We start from the raw sequence: 22,475 nt of genomic DNA on the forward strand, positions 1-22,475 counted from the left end.
GATCACCTCATGAACGTGAACACAACGCCCGGCCCAGGGATGCCATGGATAAAGAAACTTGCGTTCCTCGGTCCCGTGGGCGTTCTCTCGTCGTGTTGTACAACACCGCGCGGCCGCATTCCCAAATCGCCTGGCAGACACCGGCCGAGTTCGCCACCACCTTCAATCTGCGACGGCCGCTCGCTTTGCGCTGTGCCAAAAGCTCCGCGCCAGCGCCCGTCGCTTCACCCGCCCAGCAGGGCACAACCCACGCCGGAAACGAACTCAAAACTGGGATAGAAACTGGGCGCAACGTCACCTATTCTGCCGAGAAGCAATGCGCCGCTAACCGACATTCGCAGCAAATGCGGCATGCGCTAGCAGTCAAAAGTCCTGGTACCAATCGGGGAGCTTTGTCATCTCGACTTCTTATAGCCAACCGCCCGAAAAACCGGCTCGGTGCAGTCCCGCGATGATGGCCGGCACGCGGCGCATCAGGCGCCACAGGAAGCCCGAGCGGTAGTTCTCTATCATCAGAGTGATCGGCCCCTGATTGATGCCGACGTGGTCCGGCGATACCCAACCGCATGGCCGGCCGTCGGCGGCTGCTATTGTCGGATTGAAGCTTGCGGTGAAGCCGTAAGGGTTGCCCTCTTGCAGGTCGATCTCATGGAAATAGCGCAGTGCCGGCAGAACGATCTCTGGCGCAAAGGGCAATGAGGTAATCGCTGCCCACGGCGACAACGTTCCATCATCAGGGCCGAATGGCGCACCGCGCGCCAGATAGCCGAAGAAGCGGCGGCCACCGACCGTGATTTGACCTTTTGTCGGGCTTGGGCCGTCGCTGGCGGTAATGCCCCAGCAATTCTCGCCATAACCGCTGAAGCCCTTCGGATTGCGAATGGCGTAGTCGCGTTGCAGGTAGGTTGCCTCGCGGCTGTTCTCGAAATAGTCGCAGTCGTGGTTGCGCATGGAAGCATCGCGGATGCCGCGAAAATCGATCCAGATATGCGAGAGCTGGTGGATGAAGAGTGGACCGGCGTAAACCAATTCCCGGCCATAGATCTTTTTCCACTTGTAGGTGGATAGCCAGGCCGCATAGCTCTCGGGCGGCAGCGGATGGGTTGGCGAGCCGAGGCCCAACACATAAAGGATCACCGCTTCGTCGTAGCCTTGCCAGCGATAGCGCAGGAAGCCTTTTCCAGGCCGCCAGCCATGGGTGACGGTAGCGCCGCCGTTCTGCGCCCATCGCCAGTCGGTGCGCCGGTAGAGCGCATCTGCAAGCCGCCGGATTTCAAGTTCGGATTCATCGTCCTCGCCAAAATAGGCGCCGGCGGCCAGCGCACCGGCAAGCAGAAGCGCCGTATCGACCGTGGACAGCTCACACTTCCAGACGCGGCGGCCGGTCTCCATGTCGAGGAAATGGTAGTAGAAGCCCTTGTGGCCCGTTGCGTCGGCTTCGGGCCCTTGCGGCGCGTTCCAGAAGAAGCGAAGCGTGGCGAGCGTTCGTTCAGCGGCGGCGGCGCGCGTCATGAAACCGCGCTCCACACCGACGGGATAGGCCGACAGGGCGAGCCCGACGGCGGCGATGCTGGCCGGTGACCCCGGGGTGTTGCGGTCGGCGATCAGGCCATTCGCCGGGTTGGCCTCTTTGAGAAAATAGTCGAAGGACAGGCGCTGGATGTCCGAGAGAAGCTCGTCGTTCGGCGGGTGGTCGCTCGATGCATCCATCGCTGTCGATATAGAGGGGTTTCGCCGAGCTTCCCACCTTTTTGGTCGACTTGTCGCCTTTGGGTCATGTCACGACGATGCTCGCGCTGGCCCAGGTGTCTCTATAACTAGGTTCGAACACCAGAAGCTGACATTCCGCTAACGGCCCGAAACGGTCATTCCGGATGACAGGTTGCGTGAAGCAGTCCGCGCAGTGCAGGGTGGCGCAAGAAGGATGGTTCAGTCGAAGAAGCCTGCATCCTCGTCCCGGAGATACTTCCTGGCTGCTTCGGCGTCGATATCGAGGCCCAGCCCCGGCGCTTCCAGCAGGTCCACCATGCTGTCCTTCACGATCTGCGACGGCAGGCCGATTACGAGGTCCTCCCACCAGGGGTCGGAGGCGCTCGGGCATTCGAACGCGATGTAGTTGGCGGGCAAGGTGGCGCAGACATTGATCAGCGCGCCGAGGCCCAGAAGGCCGTTCGCGGTGCCGTGCGGTGCCATCAGGATCGAGTGCATATAGGCGTGCTCGGCGACCCATTTGAGCTCGGCAATGCCGCCAATATCGGCTGGATCGGGGCCGATGACGCGCACCGCCTGCGTTTCGATCAGCTCCTTGAAATTGTGCCGCAGGTATATCTGCTCGCCGGTATGGATTGGCGTCGAGGTGGAGGTGGTCAACTCCCGATAGGCCTGCGGATTGACCCACGGCACATAGTCGCCGGTCAGCATGTCCTCGAGCCACATCAAATTGTACTTCTCGACCGCGCGAGCGAACTTGATCGCATCGGGCAGCATCCAGCCCGGGCCGCAGTCGAGCGCCAGGCTGACCTTGTCGCCCAGCACTTCCTTCATCGCCATCACGCAGTCGAGCATATGGTTGAAACCGCGCTCGCTGATCACGCCCTGGTCCATGGCACCGTGATAGCCGGCCTTCTTCTGCGTCACGCCGTAGTGAAAGCCCTCGATGGTGTCCTTCATGTTGGAATGGAACGAGATTCCCTGCTTGATCATGAAGAAATTCTGCGGCTGCTCCATCATCCATTTCACGTCAGCGGCGTAATCCTCCGGCCGGTCCCCCGTTCGCTTCTGGCGGATCGAGCCGTTATAGACGCGCACCTTGTCGCGCACCTTGCCGCCGAGCAGTTTGTAGGCCGGCACGCCTGCGGCCTTGCCGGCTATGTCCCACAGCGCATGCTCGATAGCGCTTACCGCCGCGCCATAGGGCTTGAAAGAGCCGCGTTGGCGGATCTTCAGCATCACCCGCTCGACATCGGTAGGGTCCTCGCCGATCAGCGCCTCACGGAAATGCAGCACCCAAGGCTTGAGATAGGTCTTGGTGAACTCGACTTCGCCAAGGCCATAGAGGCCCTCGTCGGTAACGATGCGGACTATTGGGTGTTTGCCGATGACGGCGCAGCGGAGATCGGTGATCTTCATCTTCGGTTCTTTTCGCCTCAGCTCCAGATACGGTCCCAGGAATACTCGTCGTCCCAATGATCCGTGGGCTGCCAGATGCCGGTGACACCCGGCTGCAGATGCTGCGAGATCACCTCGTCGACGACGTCGTCAATCCCCAGGCCAGGTTTGTCCGGAACAGTGATAAAGCCGTCCTTCACGAGCGGCTTGGGAAGGCCGGTGACGATATCGTCCCACCAGTCGACATCGGCAGAGTGGTATTCGAGCGCCATGAAGTTTTCGGTCGCGGTCGCGACATGTGCCGCGGCCATTGCGGCGATTGGACTTTCGGCCATATGGATGGCCATTGCGATGCCGTGGTCCTGGGCCATGTCGCCGATCTTCTTGCTCTCGAGGATGCCCCCGCTGGTGAGCAGGTCCGGGTGGATAATGGAAAGGCCGCCGCTCTTGAGCAGAGGCTCGAAGCCTTCCTTAAGGTAGATGTCCTCGCCGGTGCAGATCGGCACCGTAGTGGCGGCCTGCAGTTGCCGGAACTGCTCGGTGTACTGCCATGGGATCACATCCTCGAGCCAGGCCGGCACGTATTTTTCAATCCGCCTGGCGAGCCGAATGCCGTTCTGCAGCGAGATGTGGCCGACATGGTCAATGGCGAGCGGAATATCCATGCCGATAACATCGCGAACCTCGGCAATGTACTGTTCAAGCAGGTCGAGGCCCTTGTCGGAAAAGTGGAGGCCGGTAAACGGATGGGGGACGTTATGCAAATCGTAAGCGGCATTGCGGGCGCGCCGCTCCTCCATGGTCTTGACCGGGCCGCGGCCGGGATGGATGCGGTACCCTTCAAGTGAACCAGCAGGGGAGACGACCGCACCGGGTACATCCGCGATCTGCATCAGCCCCAGATCCATCTTGAGGAAGGTGAAGCCGAGCGCCATGCGCTGCTTGAGGCGCTTGCCGGTCTCGGTGCCGCTCGGCACGGTAGCGTCGGTGTCGCAATAGACGCGCACCTTCTCCCGAAACCGGCCGCCGAGCATCTGGTAGATGGGAACGCCATAGGCCTTGCCGGCGAGATCCCACAACGCGATCTCGACCGCCGAGACGCCGCCGCCTTGCCGGCCATGGCCACCGAACTGCTTGATCCGGCGAAACAGGCGGTCGATGTCGCAAGGGTTCTCGCCAAGCAACCGGCTCTTCAGCATCAGCGCGTAGGTGGCACTGGCGCCGTCGCGCACCTCGCCAAGCCCGACGATGCCCTGGTTGGTGTAAATCTTGAGCAGGGTCGAGGTGAACGGCGCGCCGACGATTTCGGCTACCCGCATGTCGGTGATGCGAAGCTGGGATGGCTTGGAGTTCGCGTTTACCCGATTGAGCGCTTCGTCGGCGCCACCTCTCTTTGCCATGACTTATCCTCGTTTTCGGCTTGTCGTCCCGCACCCTGGGCCGGCATTTGGTCTTGCTAGCCCAACTCAATCTCGTAGGCCTGCAGGTAGTCGCGGTCCATCTCAATACCGAGACCAGGCTTCGACGACAGCTTGAGGCTGCCGTTCGAAATGTCGAGTGGTCTGTCGATCAGGTGATCGTATTTGCCCAGGTTCCACTCCGATGTTTCGAGTTTGTAGAAATTGGGGACGGTCATCATCACCTGCGCTCCCGCAACCACGTTGATCGGTCCCGCGGCGTCATGTGGCGAGACCGGCACGTAGTAGGCTTCGCACAGCGCAGAAATCTTCTTGAGTTCGGTAATGCCGCCGGTCCAGGTAACGTCGGGCATGATGTAGTCGGCGAGCCTGTTCTCGAGTACCGGCACGAAATCCCACTTCGTGTGGCCGCGCTCGCCCCACGAGATGGCGGTATTGACCTTCTCACGCACCTGCTTGAGGGCGTTAAGGCTCTCGGGCGGGCAGGGTTCCTCAAACCAGTCGATCTGGCCGGCCTCCTCGAGGCTCCGACAGAGGCGAATGGCGGTGGGGACGTCGAAGCGGCCGTGCGCATCGATGAGAATGTCGACATCGGGTCCTGCCGTTTCGCGGATCAGAGCCGTGAGGTCGGCGGCTTCGCGCTCGTCCTTGCGGGTCATGCTGCCATCGAGGTAGCCGTCTCGCTGTTCGCGGGGCAGGCCATCGGCGCTGCGGCCCTGGTGGGGGTAGGGATCGAACTTGAGCGCAGTGTGTCCGGACTCGACAATGTCTAGAATTTCGCGGACCACAGCCTCCTTGCTGGTGAATTTGGCCTGGTTGGGATGGGTGTAGAGCGCGATTTCATCGCGTACCGGCCCGCCAAGCAACTCGTAAATCGGCTTGCCAAGGACTTTGCCCCGGATGTCCCAGAGGGCAATATCGATGGCGCTCACGCATTCGACAGCGGCGCCGCGGCTTCCCATGTAGGTGAAGCTGCGGAAGATCTTGTGCCAGAGATGCTCGATACGCGCCGGATCCTCGCCTGTCACGGCGACGCCGATCTGCCGCAGGATCGTGCAGAGAGCGCGGTTGGCGAGCCTTGTCGTGGTGGTGATCTCTCCCCAGCCGCTCACTCCCTCGTCGGTCGTCACTTCGACGAACAGGAACTCTCCCCAGTAAGAAGCACCGGACTTGATCAGCCACGGCCGAATGCTCGTGATTTTCATCTCAACTACCTTTGCCTGGAAATGGTCAGCTAACGATGTTCTGGACTGGACATTCTATCCGGCCCGAGCGGCGTTGCGCGCTCGCATCTGTTCGAGAATATGCCGGCCCGAACCCTCGACATGGCGGGAAACGAGTTCGGCCGCCTTGTCGGCCTCTCCCGCCTTCACAAGCGCGATGAGTTCGCGGTGCTCGCGCATGATCGCGGCACGTCGCGCCAGCGTGAAATTGAAACGACGGCTCACGGCTCGCAGCACTTCGCGATGCTTCCACCAAAGCTCGGCGGCGTGGCGGTTGTAGTGCCGCTGGTACATCACGGTGTGGAAAGCGGTATCCAGCTCACTGTGCCTGAATGTGTCGGCGAAGTTGTTCTCTTCGATCAGGCCTTGGAGACGTTCGAGTTCGGCGATGTCCTCGCCGGTAGCCATATTCACAAACCATCGTGTCAGGGCTGGCTCGATCAGAACACCGATCTCGTAGATATCCCGGACAAAATCCTGATCAATGGGTCGCACGCGCGCCCCGCGGTTGGCGACAAAGGTGACAAACCCTTCGCCGCGCAACAACTGCAGGGCCTCGCGCACAGGATTGGTCGAAGTGCCGTGACGCCGGGCGAGATCGGTGACGACAAGCCGTTCGTTGGCAGCGAGCCGTCCCTCGATGATATCTTCCCTGATCAATTCATAAAGCGAGGCGCCCTCGCTGGAGGCCCCGATGGGATCGGTCCCCACCGGTGGCATCGCTTTGAAATCGCTGATTTCGGCCAAGGCCGGGCTCCCCAATTTAATACATACCTTGCCCGATATCACACACGGCTTTCGCAAACAATGTACGATCCAGCGCGTTGACAGGCAATTCACGATCTGAAAACGTACCAAGCGATCGAGAGGATACACTGAGCTGGCAGAAGCATCCTCGCGATCGAAACGAGCAAGGACCGCTTTAGGGCGGCATGGGAGAACCAGGGAGGATACCTATGACGAGAATTGCGTTCGGCAGTGCCGTCCTGCGCGGCACTGTCGCCACTGCTTTGATGGCATCCCTGACGTCTACATCGGCGCTGGGTGCACCGCCGGTCGACCTGAGCAAGTGGTCGCCGGAATATGTGCGCTCGATTGCGGGCACACAGGATTTTGACACGGCGGCCGATTGCGCCAAGGTCACCCCGCTCGATTACAAGGGGCGACTGACATTCTGGTATCAGGGCGTGTTCGAGGGCGACCCCGACCTCCTGCGCCAGTACTACAAGGATTTCTTCGAGACCTTCCGCAAAACCTATCCGAACATCCAGCTCGAGGAACAAGCCCTCACCTATAACGACCTTCTCGACAAGTTCCGCACCGCGCTCCTGGGCAATGCCGCGCCTATGGCGGTCCGCCTGCAGATCCTGGGTGGTACCGAGTTCGCCTCAAAGGGCTATCTGCAGCCGCTCAAGCCAGAGGACGTGGGGTATTCGACCGAGGATTTCTGGCCCGGCGCCATGAAGGCAGTGACCTGGGAGGGCGTGACCTACGGCATTCCGACCAACAATGAGACGATGGCGTTCATCTGGAACGCCGACATCTTCAAGCGGGCCGGCCTCGATCCGGACAAGCCGCCGGCAACGTGGGACGACGTGGTCAAGTATTCCAAGCAGATCCACGACAAGCTCGGCATTGCCGGATATGGCCTCGTGGCTCGCAAGAATGCCGGCAATACGCCGTACCGCTTCATGCCACAGCTGTGGGCCTATGGCGGAGGTGTCTTCGACGAAGCGACGCCGAACCCGACCTATGAGCAGGTCCAGCTCGATAGCCCGCAAAGCAAGGCAGCGCTGCAAGCCTCCTACGACATGTATGTTCGCGACAAGTCGGTTCCGGTTTCGGCACTCACCAATCAGCAGGCCGATAATCAGCCCCTGTTCGTCGCTGGCCAGCTCGGCATGATGATCTCGCACCCGTCCGATTACAACGTCATGCTCGACCTGCAGAAAAAGGCGACGGGCACCGACAAGGACAAGGCGCAGACGGTCATCGACAACATGCGCTACGGCCTGATTCCGACTGGTCCCGACGGCAAGCGCGCCGTCGTGTTCGGCGGCTCGAACATTCACATCCTGAAACCCGAATATGTCGAGGGCGGCAAGGTAGACGAGCCGGCCGCGAAAGCTATCATCTGCATGTGGACGAGCCCTGAATGGTCGCTGAAGATGGCCTACGCCGGATCAAACCCTGGCAACCTCAACGGCTTCAAGACCAAGTGGATGAAGGAACGTCTGGACAACATCAAGTTCCTCGACGTCACCACCTCGATGCTGCCATACGGCATCCCGTTCCCAGCTCTGCCGCAGGCCCCCGAGATCATGAACATCATCATCCCGGACATGCTGCAGAATGCCCTGACCGGAGCGATGACCGTCGACGAGGCAGCGGACGACGCGGCCAAGAAGGTAAAAGACCTGATGGGCGGACTCTAGTCCAGGCCACACCTACGACCTGGACCGGCTGCGCCGCTGGCGCAGCCGCAGCGTTCCGAAGAAAAAGGGCACGCCACAAGTGACGATCGTGACCGGCAAGGCCGAGGCTCGCCGAAGATTGCAACCCGGTTGGTCCGGCGCGCTGCGGAAGGTCTGGGAGCATCGCGCGGACTACGCGTACGTGCTCCCAGCGATCGCCGTGATGCTCATCGTCATCGCCTATCCGATCTACTACACGGTCGAGCTGTCGTTCTTTAAGACACCGCCTGGCCTGCAACTCCGCGACAAGACCTTCATCGGCTTCGACAACTACACGACCATCCTCACCAGTCAGGTGTTCTGGAAAGTCACCTGGAACACACTGATCTGGACTCTGGGGTCAACTTTCATCTCCTTTGTCCTGGGGTTTGCCACAGCGCTGGCGCTCCACCGCGACTTCATCGGCCGTGGTGTCCTGCGCGCCGTCCTGATCATCCCTTGGGTCATCAGCGCCGTCGCCGCCTCCTACATCTGGAAGTGGATCTACCATTCGGACTTCGGGATCATCGGCGCGGTGCTGGTCGGCCTCGGATTGGCCGCCCATCCGCCGAATTTCATCGACAATGTCAGCACGGTGCTGCCCTCCCTGATCGTCGTCAATATCTGGCGCGAGTTTCCGTTTGCCATGATCATGATGATGGCCGGCCTGCAGACAGTCCCCGACCAGTTGCTGCGTGCCGCAAAAGTCGACGGTGCCAATGCATGGCAGCGCTTTTGGCACGTCACCTTCCCGCACTTGCGCAACGTCTCGGTGGTGACGATGCTGCTGCTCGCGGTGGCCAACTTCAATTCTTTCATCATCCCCTGGATCATGACCGGCGGCGGGCCGTCGAACGCATCGCATATCTGGATAACCCACATTTATGAGCTCGCCTTCGGACGGCAGCGCTGGGGCGTGGCATCGGCCTATTCGGTGCTCCTGTTCCTCACGCTGATGACGCTGGGCTACTTCTACGTCCGTGCGTTAAGCGGCAACGAGCGGAAAGAGGGGAGCGCCTGATGAGCACGATTGCCGAAACAGCGCCTCGAGCCCAGACCCGTCGCCGCATGCGCGTCGACGGATGGCGGTGGGCCGGGCGCATATTCCTCGTGTTCATGCTGCTTTATACCGCGTTGCCGATGATCTGGATGCTGATCACCTCGATCAAATCCGGATTCGCGGCGACACAATTCCCGCCGCAATGGTGGCCGGACGAACCTACCCTCGCCAGCTACCAGAAACTGCTCGATCCGCAGAACAGCGTCGGCCAGGACTTCCTCCGCTTCTTCTGGAACAGCCTTTTCGTGTCGACCGTCACGACAATCCTTTCGGTGATCGTGGCTGTCCCAGCGGCCTACGCGTTTTCGCGCTTCAGTTTCCCCGGCCGGAATTTCCTGTTCTTTGCCGTGCTGCTGCGCAACATGTTCCCGGCGGTGATCTTTCTCGTGCCACTCTTCATCCTGATGCGCGCCATCGGTCTGATAAACACGCATGGCTCGCTGATACTCACCTATCTCACCTTTGGCCTGCCGCTGGCGATCTGGCTGCTCAAGGGCTTTTACGACAATATCCCGGTGCAGCTTGAGCAGGCGGCGCGCATCGATGGCGCAACACGGTTCCAGGCCTTCATCTTGATCGTGATGCCGCTCTCGACGCCGGGGATCATCGCCACCGCAATCTATTCCTTCATCGGCGCGTGGAACGAGTACATCTACGCCTACACCTTCCTCTCCAAGAACGAGCAGTTGACCCTGCCGGTCGGCATCCAACGCTTCTTCTCGGAAAATACGACGGACTTTCCGGGCCTGATGGCGGCCAGCTTCATGATGAGTGTGCCCGTCGTGGTGCTGTTCCTGGTCCTGCAACGATACTTCGTACGCGCCCTTACAGAAGGCGCGGTCAAGCACTAGGGAGTTGCCGATGGCCCACGTGGTCCTCCAAGATCTCGTCAAGAGCTATGGCAGCTTCAAAGCTGTCAACCACGTTTCGCTGACGGTCAATGACGGCGAGTTCGTTGCGCTCGTCGGCCCTTCAGGCTGCGGCAAGACAACCACGCTCAATCTCGTCGCGGGGCTGACCCCGATCACAGCGGGCGACATCATCATCGGCGAGCGCGTGGTCAACGACCTCGACCCCAAGGACCGGGACATCGCAATGGTGTTCCAGAACTACGCGCTCTACCCCCAGAAATCGGTCTACAAGAACCTGGCGTTCCCGCTTCAGATGCGCAAACTCCCCAGGGACGAGATCGACAAGAAGGTCAAGGAAGCGGCGCGAGTGCTCGACATGACGCACCTGCTCGAGCGCAAGCCGCGCGAACTGTCGGGCGGGCAGCAGCAGCGTGTGGCCCTTGGCCGTGCCCTCGTTCGCGCCCCCGCCGTGTTCCTCATGGACGAGCCACTGTCTAACCTCGATGCCAAACTGCGCGTGCAGATGCGGTCGGAGATCAAGCGTTTCCACCAGGACCTCAAGGCGACGATCATCTATGTGACGCACGACCAGCTCGAAGCCGTGACCATGGCTGACAAGATGGCGGTGATGAATGGCGGCTACCTGCAGCAATACGATTCACCGGCGCAGGTCTTCGCCCATCCGGTGAACATGTTCGTGGCCAGCTTCATCGGCAGCCCGGCGATGAGCCTTATTCCGTTAGAGGCCTCGACGGCAAACGGCAACACGGTGTTGACCGGCGCCGAGGGCTGGCGCCTTGAGCTCTCACCGCGCAATGCCCAGAAGGTGGCGAAAGCGACGACCAGGAAAGTCGTGCTCGGCGCACGTCACTCGACGATCAAGCTCCACAAGAGTGCGGTCCCTGGTTCCATTCCGGCCAAGGCCTACACGGTGGAACCGACTGGAGACGTCACCTTCGTCCAGGCGTTCCTGTCCGGCGCCATCGTCAACGTCAGCGTGCCGCCGAACATTGCCGTCGCGCCCGACGAGCAGATCTGGCTCGAGTTCGACCAGGAGCGGATGCATCTGTTCGATGGCGAAACTGAAATGGCCCTCAAGGCCAACTGAGATAGAGCGAATGCGTGTGAAACGTGGGCGTGGATGACTGAGAAACTTAAGATCACCGCGATCAAGCCCTATCCGGTGTGGGTAGGAACGCGCAACCAGATGCTCGTCAAGGTCGAGACCGACCAGGGCATCTTCGGCTGGGGCGAGAGCGGCTTGAGCGGTCGCGAGAGGGCCGTGGCCGGCGCGGTCGAGCACTATCGCGAGTTTCTCATCGGCCGCGACCCGATGCAGATCGGGCGGATCTGGCAGGAGATTTACCGCAGCCAGTACTTCGAAGGCGGACGAGTCCTTCAGGCGGCGATTTCCGCCATCGACATCGCCCTTCACGACATCAAGGGCAAGGCGCTGGGCGTGCCGGTCTACGAGCTGCTGGGCGGCAAGCAGCGCGACCGCATTCCCACTTTTGCCTCGACCGGCGACGAGGCCGAGGGCGACGTTGCCATCGAACGGGCCCGCGAACTTCGCGCGCAGGGGTGGCAGGCGATCCGCTTCTTCCCCTTCGGGCAAAACAGCAAGGACATCTTCGAGCCGCGCGAGTCCATCGGCGCTACCGCGGGCATGCTGAACAGGGCGCGCGAGGCGCTGGGCGACGACGTGGTCCTCGGCCTCGACTATCATCATCGGCTGTCGGTGGCAGAGGCCGCGAGCTTCTGCAACAAGCTCGGTCGCGGCGTGCTTGATTTCCTCGAGGAGCCGATACGGGCCGAAACGCCGGAGGCCTATGAATCGCTGCGCACGATGACCGAAATCCCCTTTGCCATAGGCGAGGAATTTGCCAGCAAGTGGCAGTTCCTGCCCTACATCGAGCGCGGCATCCATCAGTTCAACCGGCTCGATGTTTGCAATGTCGGCGGGCTCACCGAGGCGATGAAAATCGCTGGCTGGAGCGAGGCGCATTATGTGGACCTGATGCCGCACAATCCGCTTGGTCCAGTGTGCACGGCCGCGACCGTGCATCTCGCTGCCGCGGTACCCAACTTCGCGTGGCTCGAGACCAGGGCACCCGAACCAAAGCTGGGCTTCGACAATTCCGACTTCTTCCCCGTGCAACCACGGCTCGACGGGACCGATTACCCGGTCGGCGATCTGCCGGGGCTCGGCGTCGAGGTCAACGAAGTTGCGGTCCAGACGCAGAGTTTGCGTTTCTGGGAAGCGCCTCACCTTAAGCGCCGCGACGGTTCTGTTACGAACTGGTAGTTCCATTCAATCGGAGTCCACAATGACACATTCTTCCGACATCATGCGGCCGCCTAAAGACCTGATCGACGCGCTAAGGCAGATCGGCGCCGCGACGGTTGCCGGCACGCTTGGCCATATGGGTTTCCGCAATCCGCACATGGTCGGTCCGGTGGCGCAAAACCACGGGAAGTCGATCGTCGGGCCGGCGCTGACGCTGCAGTTCCTGCCGCAGCGGCCGGACCTCTTCACCGAAGGAGAATATGCCGATCCGGAGACACAGCTGCACCGGCACGTGCTCTATCACGCGCAGGAGGGCGATGTGGTCGTGGTCGACGCGCGCGGCGACATGAGCTCGGGCGTCTTCGGCGATATGATGTCGACGTATTTCAAGGGCAGGGGCGGGGCCGGTATCGTCATCGATGGGTGCATGCGCGACCGGCCCAATGTCGAAAAGCTCGACCTGCCCCTATGGCTGCGCGGCTGGACGCCAAACTATCATGTGCAGACCAGCATCTATCCCAATGCCGTCAACGTTCCGATTGCCTGCGGCGGTGTCACGGTGATCCCGGGCGACATCATCGTCGCCGACGACGACGGGGTGGTGGTGCTTCCCGTCGTGATGGCCCCGAAGGTGATCGAAGAATCACAGAAGCATCATGATTGGGAGGAGTTTTCGCGAGCGAAGCTCATGGAGGGCGGGCCGTTGCAACGCTACTATCCGCTGCATGACGATGCCCGCGGAGAGTACGAGGAGTGGCGCAAAACAAATCGCCTGGAGAACCCGAGTTAGTCAGCAGGCCTTGGCGATCAGTTTTGCCAGGCAATCGCCAGCCTCGGTCCCCGGCACGCCAAGATCTCTGACACTGTCCATGTGGTTGCGGTTCGGGAGCACATGCGACGTTACCAACGATCCCTGCCGCAGCAAGCTTGCTTTGAATCGATCGGCTTGCTGATGGAAGGGTGGCGTCTCGTTGGCTCCGACCAGAACCGCCGCCTTGGTTTGAGCATCATGCCGACAGGCGAGAGGTGTGAACATGGCGACTTCCTCGTCGGTTATTCCAATCTCGTTGGCGAGAAAGGAATCCTGGAGCGGCTTCAAATCATAGAGTCCGCTCAGGAGAAGGGCTGCCTTCACATTCGAGGGGGTATGCTCGCCCTCGAACAGAAACGTTGCAAGATGGGCTCCTGCCGAATGACCACTGACAGTCAGGGCCGCCGGGCTTCCGCCATGATCGGCGATGTTGGCCAGGACCCACTGCTTGGCGCGGCGCACCTGGTCGACGATCCTCGCCATTCGGACCTTGGGCATCAGAGCATAATCGAGGATGACGGCGATGGCCCCGGCCTGGGTAATCGTCGTCGCGATGTATGAGTAGTCGCGCTTGGAGAACATTCTCCAGTAGCCGCCATGGACAAAGATGTGCACCGGTAGCGCCGTTCTTTTGCCCGCAGGAAAGAACAGGTCCATGGTCTCGGTCGGATCCGGTCCGTAGGCCACGTCAGCGGTCATCGGAATGGCGGCGCGGGCGACCTCGCTGCGGTCAACAATGTCCTGCACGATTTGGTCAAAATCAGCAACGTGGTCTCGGATGCGAAAGGGATCGCCTTGCATTCTTCTTCAGCTCACATGCTGACGGCGAGGTATTTCGCCTCCATGAACTCGGCAATGCCGTGATGCTGCCCTCCCTCGCGGCCGAGCCCACTTTGCTTGACGCCGCCGAAGGGAGCTGCCGGATCAGACATCAGCCCGCGGTTGAGAGCAATCATCCCGGCCTCGATGCGGGAAGCCACCCGCATGCCGCGCGCCAGATCGCGCGTGTAAATGTAGGCAGCAAGCCCATATTCGGTGTCATTGGCGCGTGCGATGACCTCGGCCTCCGTTTCGAAGCTCGAGATTGGCGCCACCGGCCCGAATATCTCCTCATGCGCCATCTTTGCGTCGCCCGGCACGTCGCGAAGCACCGTCGGAGGGTAGAAGAAACCGCGCCCGGACAGGACTGAGCCGCCGCACATGACCCGCGCGCCGCGTGTGACCGCGTCGACGACAAGGCGGTCTATCTTCTCGACCGCCTTTTTCGTGATCATTGGCCCGCATTCCGTGTCCGGATCAGTGCCAGGGCCGACCTTGAGCGACGACATCCGCTTCTCGAGGCCATCGCAGAAGGCTTCGTAGACGCCGGATTGCACATAGAGGCGGTTTGCGGCCGTGCAGGCCTCGCCGGCGTTGCGCATCTTGGCCACCATTGCACCATCGAGCGCCGCTTCGAGATCGGCGTCGTCGAACACAATGAACGGTGCGTTGCCGCCGAGTTCCATCGAACACGAAACCACATGCCTGGCAGCCTCTGCCAGCAGAGCGCGACCCACACCCGTCGAACCGGTGAAGGAGAGTTTGCGCACCCGCGGATCGGCCAGCATGGCGGCTGTCAAAGGCCCGGGACTGGAGGTTGTCAGGACGTTGACCACCCCTGGTGGAATGCCCGCGTCCTGGTAGAGCGCGGCGAGCGCATAGGCGGTGAGGGGTGTCTCACTGGCCGGCTTCAGGATCACCGTGCATCCAGCGGCAAGTGCGGGCGCGATCTTGCGCGTCGCCATCGCGGCAGGAAAATTCCAGGGCGTGATCAGGATGCAGATGCCGACGGGTTCGTAGTCGACCACAATCCGATTGGTGCCGGAAGGCGCAGTACCGAATTCACCGGTAATGCGAACGGCCTCCTCGGCATTCCAACGGAAAAATTCCGCGGCATAAGCGATCTCGCCGCGGGCATCCCGCAGGGCCTTGCCGTTTTCCAATGCGATGAGAGTAGCCAGTGCCTCCGATCGGTCCGTCATCAGTTCGAAGCAGCGTCGGAGGATCTCGGAACGCTTTCGCGGCGGCGTTGTTCGCCAGTCATCGGCTGCCTTGGCAGCGGCTTCAACGGCAGTGGCGGCGTCGTCCACGGTCGCATCCGGCACAGCGGCGATGACAGCCTCGGTCGAAGGATCGACGACCGGAATCACCCTGCCATCCGCGGACTGCCGCCATTGGCCGCCAATATACAGCCCGTGCGAGATTGTGTGGAAGTCGCTGATGCCCTGATCGTCAGCCAGAACCTGTGAAAACGTGTTCATCTCGATATTCCCGATTGTTACATGATGCTGGCGAGGTCGCCATCAAAGGCCGCCTGGACCAGGTGTCGCATGGTCCGCAAATCAAATGGACGCGGGTTGTTCTTGATGAGGCGCTCGATACCGATCGCTTGTTCCGCCGTCCAATCGAGCTTATCGGCGGGCAGCCCCAGCTCGGCTAACGAGGAGGTGATCCCGATTGCCCCAAACAGCCGGCTGACTTCGGCAATGGTCGCGTCGGCCAACTCGTCGGGCGTCCGGCCTTTACCATCGAGGCAGAGCGCGTTGGCGATCTCGGCCATCTCGGTCGCTGCGGCTGTTTTGTTGTACTTCATGACGTACGGCAACATGGTGGCGACACCCAATCCGTGAGCGGTGTGGGTTATCGCGCCAACCGGATATTGCACGGCATGCGCTGCCGCTGTGCCGGCCGTTCCGAACGCGCAGCCGGCTGCAAGTGCACCCATCATGACGTCGGCCCGGGCGTCCTCGTCAGAGGGCCGGCGGCATGCCGTTTCAAGGCTTCGGCCAAGCAGCTTGATCGCCAGCAGGGCGAAGTGATCGGTCAAGGCGGTTTTGCCGATAAAGACATGGTTCTGCGGAAGGCCGGGATCGGTCCCACGCCTGGCGGCGGTGAAGGCCTCGATTGCATGCGTCAGCGCATCGGCGCCTGCGATTGCCGTCAATCCCGGCGGGCATGTCATCGTCAACTCAGGGTCGCAGATGGCCGCGGCCGCGATCAGATACGGGCTTGAGATGCCGACCTTAAGTGTGCGATCCGGATCCGAGATCACGGCGACCGGGGTCACTTCAGAGCCCGTGCCGGCTGTCGTCGGCACCGCAATCAGCGGCAGCATCGGGCCGGGCACCTTGAACTCGCCGTAGTAATCCTGGAGCTGACCGCCGTGACTGATGAGCAGCGCGGCGCATTTGGCCAGGTCGAGACAGCTGCCGCCGCCAATGCCGATCACCATGTCGGGCGCGAACTTCCGTGCTTCCTCGACGCAGACGGCAACGGTGTCCCGGGGGACGTCGGGCAGCACACGGTCATGCACCAGTACGTCTAGCGAGGCGGCTCGCAGTGCCGCGATAATCTCAGCGAACTGGCCCGTTGCGGCAAAACGTTCATCGGTGCAGACGAGCGCGCGACGCCCGAGCCTGGCCGCGACAACCGGAATGACGTGGCGTTGGCCCCTCCCGAAGAGGATTTCGCGTGGCAGCCTTATCGCAGCGAAAAGGCTCATGACCTGCATCCTGTGATGATGTGGGGCGGCACGCTGCTCCCGCAGGGCTACCGCTAGCGCCATTGCTTTGTCTCGTAACCGCCGCAAATGATATCCTCTATAAAATCGTATAGGATATAGGATTGCATTAGCCAGAGCATCGTGTTAGCAACTCAATGTGTCAAGAGGCAAAACATGCAGGCCATGAACTTACTCAATGCGGACGATACGAACCTCGGCGGCGGGCGTATCCAGCGCTCCAGCAGCCTGGTTGAGGACGTCTACGAAGCGATTTTTGCGCAACTCATGTCGCTGAAGATTGCGCCGGGCTCGCGCATCACCGTCGACAGTCTGGTCAAGGAGTTCAACGTATCCCACACGCCGATCCGCGAGGCGCTCGGCCGGCTCGAAGGCGAAGGCCTGGTGCTGAAGACGCATCTGATCGGTTACCGCGCTGCGCCGCAGATCACGAAACGGCGGTTTGACGAACTTTATGAGCTTCGCCTGCTGCTCGAACCTCATGGCGCAGCCAAGGCAGCCGCGCTCATGGACGAGGTAAAGCTCGCGCAGCTTCAGACGTCGGCCGGCGTCATGGCGCGCCGTGAGGGCAAGGACGAGCGCCTGCGGTATTCCAACTTCGCCCGCCAGGATGCCATTTTCCATGACAAGGTCATGGAATTCGCCAACAACGAACTCGTGCGCGAGACACTGGCGCACCAGCATACCCACTTCCACATATTTCGCCTGATGTTCCATTCGCGCGTCACCGAGGAGGCGCTTGATGAGCATGAGGCCATCCTGGCCGCTTTCGCTGCGGCCGATCCTGCCGCTGCCGAGCAGGCGATGCGTCGCCATATCGAGCATTCCCGCGACCGTTTGTTGCTGGCGTTCGACTGAGACTGTCCCGATGTCCCCGCACCCGCCGTTGACGGTCATCACGCAGGCCAGTGCCAACGAAGACTACTTCCCCGATTCACCCTTCTAGAAACTCAAACCTACCAGGCGAGTACAGGTCTCGCCCGGCCGTTGTCACAGGAAAGGAAGTACCATGCCAGGCAAAAAGATCCTGATGCTGACCGGTGAATTCACCGAGGAATACGAAATCTTCGTCTACCAGCAGGCGATGGAAGCGGTGGGCCACAGCGTCCACGTCGTGTGCCCAGACAAAAGCGCCGGAGACCTGATCAAAACATCGCTGCATGATTTTGAGGGCGATCAGACCTACACCGAAAAGCTCGGCCACTATGCGCTGATCAACAAAACCTTTTCCGACGCGGAGAAGCAGTTGGAGCAATACCACGCCGTGTACTGCGCCGGCGGCCGTGGCCCCGAATACATCCGCACGGACAAGCGCGTACAGGCGATGGTGCGCCACTTCCACGAAACCAAGAAGCCGATCTTCACGATCTGCCACGGCGTGCAGATCCTGATTGCGGTGGACGGCGTCGTGCGTGGCAAGAAGGTCGGCGCACTGGCGGCTTGCGAGCCCGAAGTGACGCTTGCGGGCGGCACCTATATCGACCTGTCTCCAACGGAGGCATATGTGGATGGCACGATGGTTTCGGCAAAGGGCTGGACGGCCCTTGCAGCGTTCATCCGCGAATGTTTGAAGGTGCTGGGAACGGAAATCCGTCACGCGTAAGCGTTTGCTTCCGACGCGTTCCAGAGGATGCGTCGGTTCCCTTGAAGGGCGGGTCGACTACATCATTCAACAAGTCCGATAAGCGAACGCGTCAACGTTGCTCTTGCCGACGCCAGGTGCGCTCGGCAGGCCCGCTCAATCCGGTCAGATTCGCGGCTTTCGAGCGCATCGATATAGGCGAGATGCTCGAGGATTGCCGCCTGGTTGCGCTGCTTTTCGTCCTGCTTGTTCCACTGATAGTGGTAGTGAAAAATGAACGTGATGATGTCGTAGAAATCATCGATGAAGCGGTTCGGTGATGCCTCGTTTATGAGCCGGTGAAACCGGTTGTCCAGGCCGGAGAAGTCATGAAAACGGCCCTCAATTCGCTCCAGCAGGTCGGCATGCGCCATCTTGAGCGCAGCGAGTTTCGACCATAGGGGAGAACTGTGCGGCTGTAGTGAAAATAGTTGCGCCGAACGCAGTTCGAACATTACTCGGATCTCGAAGAGCTCAAGTGCAAAGCCTTCGGTGAAGCCCTTGAAAAGCCAGCCTGTATTTGGCCGTTTCTCGATCAGTCCAAACCGGCTGAAGCGGATCAGGAATTCGCGAATTCCGTTGGTCGCAACGCCGAATTGGCGCGCAAGCTCGAGCTCATTGATGCTGGTTCCAGGCCTGGTGTCGCCCCGCAGCATCCACTCCATGAACTGCTGTTCGACATGCTTGGCGCGAGGTGTGGTTTCGGCGTCCGGATAGTAATCGTTGTCGCTGACCGGGCGGCCCGTCGACCTGAGGCCGTGGCGTTCGGTGATAAGTTCGCGGTGAACCAGTTCCCGCAAAACCTTTCTGACGGTTGTGCGGCTGACGCACATTCGCCGTCTAAGCTCATTTTCGGAAGGAAGTTCACCGGCCAGTTGCCCGTCGCGCAGCATATTCGCAGCTCGATTGAAGGCCTTCTTGTAGACGGTGTCGGTTCTCATCGGATTTTCCTTGGGAACTATAGCTTGTCCTTTTATCATGAACTTTATCCATAAAAAACAACTTGACCCGGCCCGGCCGGTTGTTTTTTATCGATAAGAAGAGGACCTGAACACGAATTGAATTTTTGACGACACGGCTCGTACAAGCCGCGGCGGGGAGGGGAAATTTGCCTGAAACGGGAAACACCGGCACGACTGTCGGCGAGGCCGCGTTGCCAGCATCGAGGAAGTCAGAAGCCGTTCCCGGCCTTGCGCTCGGCCTGATGCTGCTGAGCGCTGGTCCGGTGGTCATCCTGGTGCTGCTGATCGCCGTTCTCAGCTTTCTGTCGCCCTATTTCCTGACGGGACGCAATCTCAGCAACATCCTTGCCCAGACGGCCGTCATCTCGGTTGTTGCGATGGGCCAGCATCTGGTCATCCTGACACGCGGCATCGATCTCTCCGTCGGCTCGAACCTTGCACTGGCCTCCGTCTTCGGCGCGCTGAGCTTTCATGCCGGTGCTCCCGCCATCATCGTGATCGCCGTGATGGTTGGCTGCGGTGCCGCGGTCGGCGCCATCAACGGGCTCTTCTACGTCTTCGGCCGGCTGCCGCATCCTTTCATCATCACGCTGGCGACATTGAGCATCGCCAAGGGGCTGGCCCTGCAACTGGCCGATGGCCGCGCCATTCCTGGCATGCCGGATTCGATCGATGCGCTTGGCCGCGAGGCGGTTTGGGGCCTGCCTGGATCGGTTTTCGTCGTTGCGGGCGTTGCCGCGGTTCTTTCCGTCATGGCTAAAACCATGGTCTGGGGGCGCTGGATTTATGCCGTCGGCGGCCGGCCCGACGCCGCGCTGCGCATGGGCATTCCCGTGTCCTGGGTGCTGGTTTCGGTCTATGTCATCTCAGGGCTGTGCGCCGGCATCGGTGCCGTCATCCTTGCCGGCCGCACCGACGCCGGTTCGCCGCTGTTCGGCAATCTGCTGGAACTGGACACGATCGCGGCGGTGATCATTGGCGGCGCCAGCTTTCTTGGCGGCCGCGGCCACCTCGGCCATGCCTTGATCGGCGCCATCATGATCGGCGTTATCCGCAACGCGCTCAACCTGCTCAACGTCAATGTCTTTTTCCAGCTCATCGTCATCGGCGTGGTCATCGTGATCGCGGTCGAGTCCGACGTGCTGCGCAATTACCTCGAAGGGCGTGTGCGTGTGCTGCAAGCTGGGAGACAGTCATGAGCGCCGTTGCGGCCAAAGTCGATCACGCGGTCACGGCGGACAATCCCGTGCTGGCGGTACGCGGTGCTACCAAGCGTTTCGGTTCGGTTCTGGCCCTCGACGATGTCAGCATCGAGGTGCGGCGCGGCGAGATCGTCGGCCTGCTCGGCGACAATGGCGCGGGTAAATCGACGCTGACCAAATGCATCAGCGGGGTGCACCAACTCGATGCCGGCGCGATCCTTTTGGACGGTGCGCCAACGCAGATACGCTCCCCTGCGGATGCGCGCTTCGCCGGCATCGAGACCGTCTATCAGGATCTGGCGCTGTTCGACAATCTGACACCGGGACAGAACTTCTTTGCCGGTCGCGAACTGGCTGGCCCGCAATGGCTTCCGCGCGGCCTGCGGTTTCTGCAGCAGCGCCGGATGGACGCCGAGACCCGTGCTCTGCTGGCAAAACTCAAGGTTGCGTTGCCGCGGCTGGATGCCGTCGTCGCCATGATGTCGGGTGGACAAAGGCAAGCGATCGCCGTGGCCCGCTCGACCGTGTTCGCCCGCAAGGTTGTCATTCTGGATGAGCCGACCGCCGCACTCGGCCTGCGTGAATCACGCCAGGTGCTCAATCTGGTCGCTGCGCTGCGCGACCAGGGCAATGCCGTCATCCTGATCACTCACAACATGGAACACGTCGTCGAGCTCGCCGATCGCGCGGTGGTGCTTCGCCAGGGCCGCAGGGTCGGCGAACTGGTGCCGACCAAAGGCAACAAACAGGAACTGGTTTCCATGATCGTTGGAGCCTGACCCGTTCGAAATTTGGGGACCTTTCAGGTCCGCAAATGCCTGAAGCGTCTCCCGCCGGGAGGCGTCTCAATCCAAGGGAGGAATACAATGCCAATGAACCGAAAACTGTTCGCAGGGCTGGTGATCGCTGTTGCGTTTTCCGTGCCGGCTTCGGCCGCAGACAAGATCAAGGTTGGCCTGATTACGAAATTCCCGGTGCCGTTCTACTCGACCATGGAGGACGCCGCCAAGAAATACGCGGCCGCTCATCCGGAGATCGAACTGGTCACCGGCCAGGGCCAGGCAGCTACCGACATCGAAGGCCAGATCGCTCTGATCGAATCCATGATCACGCAGGGCGTCAACGGGCTGGCAATCACTCCGGTCGACCCGACGGTCGCGCCGGCGCTCGACAAGGCGGTGGCCGCCGGCATCAAGGTGGTTCTCGTCGACAACAGCATTCCCAACTGGAAAGGCCAGACGGCATTGGTCTCGACCAACAACCTCAACGGCGGCAAGATCGCCGGAGAGTATCTTAAAACGGTGCTCAAGAGCGGTGACAAGATCGGTATCCTGCAAGGCGTTCCCGGGGTGCCGGCTCTGGATGACCGGGTCACGGGCATGATGGAGGGATTGGGCGACGTCAAGGTCGATGTCGTCGGCAAGGGCGCAACCAACTGCACGCTGGAACTTGGCACATCAGTGACCGAAGACATCCTCACCGCCAATCCCGATCTCAAGGCGATCTACTCGGCCTGCGGTCCGCCGATCCCTGGCGCCGTCAAGTCGATCAGCAATTCCGGCATTGCCAACGACAACCTCATAGTGGTCGGCTTCGACGCGTGCTGCGGTGAGATCGAAGCGATCAAGTCGGGAGCGGAGGACGCCAGCGTAGCTCAATTTCCAGCGAAAATGGGTGAGCTTGGCATCGACACCGTCGTCAAGGCCATCCGCGGGGAACCCGTCGAGGCCAATGTGGATACCGGCGCCGGACTGGTGACGCTGCAGAACGTCAAGGACTTCGAGTGATCCACCAGCGGTCCCGCGGCTTTGAACCCCCGCCCACGTACTGTTTGCGGGCAACAGCGTAGGAAGGGGGTGTATTATAATTAATGGGCCCCCCCAAAAAATAGTGCGGTGCGCTGGGCCGGGGCGGCGGGGG

The 22,475-nt window shown here is 61.0% G+C and carries 20 protein-coding genes; 11 read left to right on the forward strand and 9 right to left on the reverse strand.

What is annotated here, in order from left to right; genetic code table 11:
- Window positions 1-408: 408 nt before the first annotated feature.
- From NKJ15_RS31740 to NKJ15_RS31760, 5 genes are all read right to left on the reverse strand, one after another.
- Entirely contained in the window at window positions 409-1,710 is a 1,302-nt protein-coding gene (locus tag NKJ15_RS31740; protein ID WP_352819636.1) for a glucoamylase family protein, read from the reverse strand.
- A 219-nt stretch (window positions 1,711-1,929) separates the two neighbouring features.
- A complete protein-coding gene (locus tag NKJ15_RS31745; protein ID WP_352819637.1) occupies window positions 1,930-3,129 on the reverse strand; it encodes a mandelate racemase/muconate lactonizing enzyme family protein in 1,200 nt (399 codons plus the stop codon).
- Between the two features lie 17 nt (window positions 3,130-3,146).
- On the reverse strand, window positions 3,147-4,508 hold the full coding sequence (locus tag NKJ15_RS31750; RefSeq protein ID WP_352614805.1) for a mandelate racemase/muconate lactonizing enzyme family protein: 1,362 nt from the start codon (window positions 4,506-4,508) through the stop codon (window positions 3,147-3,149).
- Window positions 4,509-4,564: 56 nt separating this feature from the next.
- On the reverse strand, window positions 4,565-5,731 hold the full coding sequence (locus NKJ15_RS31755) for a mandelate racemase/muconate lactonizing enzyme family protein (RefSeq protein ID WP_352819638.1): 1,167 nt from the start codon (window positions 5,729-5,731) through the stop codon (window positions 4,565-4,567).
- Between the two features lie 54 nt (window positions 5,732-5,785).
- Window positions 5,786-6,496 (reverse strand): GntR family transcriptional regulator, encoded by a 711-nt coding sequence (locus NKJ15_RS31760; protein ID WP_023679253.1) that lies wholly within the window; start codon window positions 6,494-6,496, stop codon window positions 5,786-5,788.
- A 209-nt stretch (window positions 6,497-6,705) separates the two neighbouring features.
- Here NKJ15_RS31760 and NKJ15_RS31765 point away from each other — a divergent pair, with 209 nt between their 5' ends.
- The 6 genes from NKJ15_RS31765 (at window position 6,706) to NKJ15_RS31790 (ending at window position 13,190) form a co-directional block, all read left to right on the forward strand.
- Complete coding sequence (locus NKJ15_RS31765; protein WP_352819640.1) at window positions 6,706-8,184, forward strand: ABC transporter substrate-binding protein; 1,479 nt, start codon at window positions 6,706-6,708, stop codon at window positions 8,182-8,184.
- A 79-nt stretch (window positions 8,185-8,263) separates the two neighbouring features.
- The gene (locus tag NKJ15_RS31770) at window positions 8,264-9,223 is read left to right on the forward strand and encodes a carbohydrate ABC transporter permease (RefSeq protein WP_352819641.1); all 960 of its coding nucleotides are present in this window, start codon (window positions 8,264-8,266) and stop codon (window positions 9,221-9,223) included.
- Window positions 9,223-10,113: a carbohydrate ABC transporter permease gene (locus tag NKJ15_RS31775; protein ID WP_352819643.1), complete on the forward strand. Its 891-nt coding sequence runs from the start codon at window positions 9,223-9,225 to the stop codon at window positions 10,111-10,113. The genes NKJ15_RS31770 and NKJ15_RS31775 overlap by 1 nt, the downstream gene beginning before the upstream one ends.
- A gap of 10 nt (window positions 10,114-10,123) precedes the next feature.
- Window positions 10,124-11,221 (forward strand): ABC transporter ATP-binding protein, encoded by a 1,098-nt coding sequence (locus tag NKJ15_RS31780; RefSeq protein WP_352819645.1) that lies wholly within the window; start codon window positions 10,124-10,126, stop codon window positions 11,219-11,221.
- A 33-nt stretch (window positions 11,222-11,254) separates the two neighbouring features.
- Entirely contained in the window at window positions 11,255-12,418 is a 1,164-nt protein-coding gene (locus NKJ15_RS31785) for a mandelate racemase/muconate lactonizing enzyme family protein (RefSeq protein WP_352819647.1), read from the forward strand.
- Window positions 12,419-12,440: 22 nt separating this feature from the next.
- Complete coding sequence (locus NKJ15_RS31790; protein ID WP_352819649.1) at window positions 12,441-13,190, forward strand: ribonuclease activity regulator RraA; 750 nt, start codon at window positions 12,441-12,443, stop codon at window positions 13,188-13,190.
- On the opposite strand, the gene NKJ15_RS31795 is transcribed toward NKJ15_RS31790, so the two are convergent.
- Genes NKJ15_RS31795 through NKJ15_RS31805 form a run of 3 tightly spaced genes read right to left on the reverse strand, consistent with a single transcriptional unit; the run spans window position 13,191 to window position 16,752 of the window.
- Window positions 13,191-14,012, reverse strand: a complete 822-nt coding sequence (locus NKJ15_RS31795) for an alpha/beta hydrolase (protein WP_352819651.1) — start codon at window positions 14,010-14,012, stop codon at window positions 13,191-13,193.
- 11 nt (window positions 14,013-14,023) lie between these two features.
- Window positions 14,024-15,511 (reverse strand): NAD-dependent succinate-semialdehyde dehydrogenase, encoded by a 1,488-nt coding sequence (locus tag NKJ15_RS31800; RefSeq protein WP_352819653.1) that lies wholly within the window; start codon window positions 15,509-15,511, stop codon window positions 14,024-14,026.
- Window positions 15,512-15,528: 17 nt separating this feature from the next.
- Window positions 15,529-16,752 (reverse strand): iron-containing alcohol dehydrogenase, encoded by a 1,224-nt coding sequence (locus tag NKJ15_RS31805; protein ID WP_352819655.1) that lies wholly within the window; start codon window positions 16,750-16,752, stop codon window positions 15,529-15,531.
- A gap of 183 nt (window positions 16,753-16,935) precedes the next feature.
- Between NKJ15_RS31805 and NKJ15_RS31810 the strand changes: the two genes are divergently transcribed.
- Together NKJ15_RS31810 and NKJ15_RS31815 are read left to right on the forward strand one after the other, a co-directional pair.
- Entirely contained in the window at window positions 16,936-17,628 is a 693-nt protein-coding gene (locus tag NKJ15_RS31810; RefSeq protein ID WP_502898605.1) for a GntR family transcriptional regulator, read from the forward strand.
- 151 nt (window positions 17,629-17,779) lie between these two features.
- A complete protein-coding gene (locus NKJ15_RS31815) occupies window positions 17,780-18,373 on the forward strand; it encodes a DJ-1/PfpI family protein (protein WP_352474439.1) in 594 nt (197 codons plus the stop codon).
- A 62-nt stretch (window positions 18,374-18,435) separates the two neighbouring features.
- Here NKJ15_RS31815 and NKJ15_RS31820 read toward each other — a convergent pair whose 3' ends face one another.
- Window positions 18,436-19,332 carry a GntR family transcriptional regulator gene (locus NKJ15_RS31820; protein ID WP_352819659.1) on the reverse strand — a complete coding sequence of 299 codons (897 nt, stop codon included), beginning with the start codon at window positions 19,330-19,332 and terminating at the stop codon, window positions 18,436-18,438.
- A 167-nt stretch (window positions 19,333-19,499) separates the two neighbouring features.
- On the opposite strand from NKJ15_RS31820, the gene NKJ15_RS31825 reads away from it, so the two are divergent.
- The 3 genes from NKJ15_RS31825 to NKJ15_RS31835 all read left to right on the forward strand — a co-directional run bounded on the left by NKJ15_RS31825 (window position 19,500) and on the right by NKJ15_RS31835 (window position 22,342).
- Window positions 19,500-20,552, forward strand: coding sequence for an ABC transporter permease (locus NKJ15_RS31825; RefSeq protein WP_352614824.1), 1,053 nt, complete (start codon window positions 19,500-19,502; stop codon window positions 20,550-20,552).
- Window positions 20,549-21,334: an ATP-binding cassette domain-containing protein gene (locus NKJ15_RS31830; RefSeq protein ID WP_352819661.1), complete on the forward strand. Its 786-nt coding sequence runs from the start codon at window positions 20,549-20,551 to the stop codon at window positions 21,332-21,334. The genes NKJ15_RS31825 and NKJ15_RS31830 overlap by 4 nt, the downstream gene beginning before the upstream one ends.
- 93 nt (window positions 21,335-21,427) lie before the next feature.
- Window positions 21,428-22,342: a sugar ABC transporter substrate-binding protein gene (locus tag NKJ15_RS31835; protein WP_352503634.1), complete on the forward strand. Its 915-nt coding sequence runs from the start codon at window positions 21,428-21,430 to the stop codon at window positions 22,340-22,342.
- The last annotated feature ends 133 nt before the right edge of the window (window positions 22,343-22,475 follow it).

The sequence above is a fragment of the Mesorhizobium sp. M0207 genome (assembly GCF_040321995.1).
Lineage (GTDB): Bacteria > Pseudomonadota > Alphaproteobacteria > Rhizobiales > Rhizobiaceae > Mesorhizobium.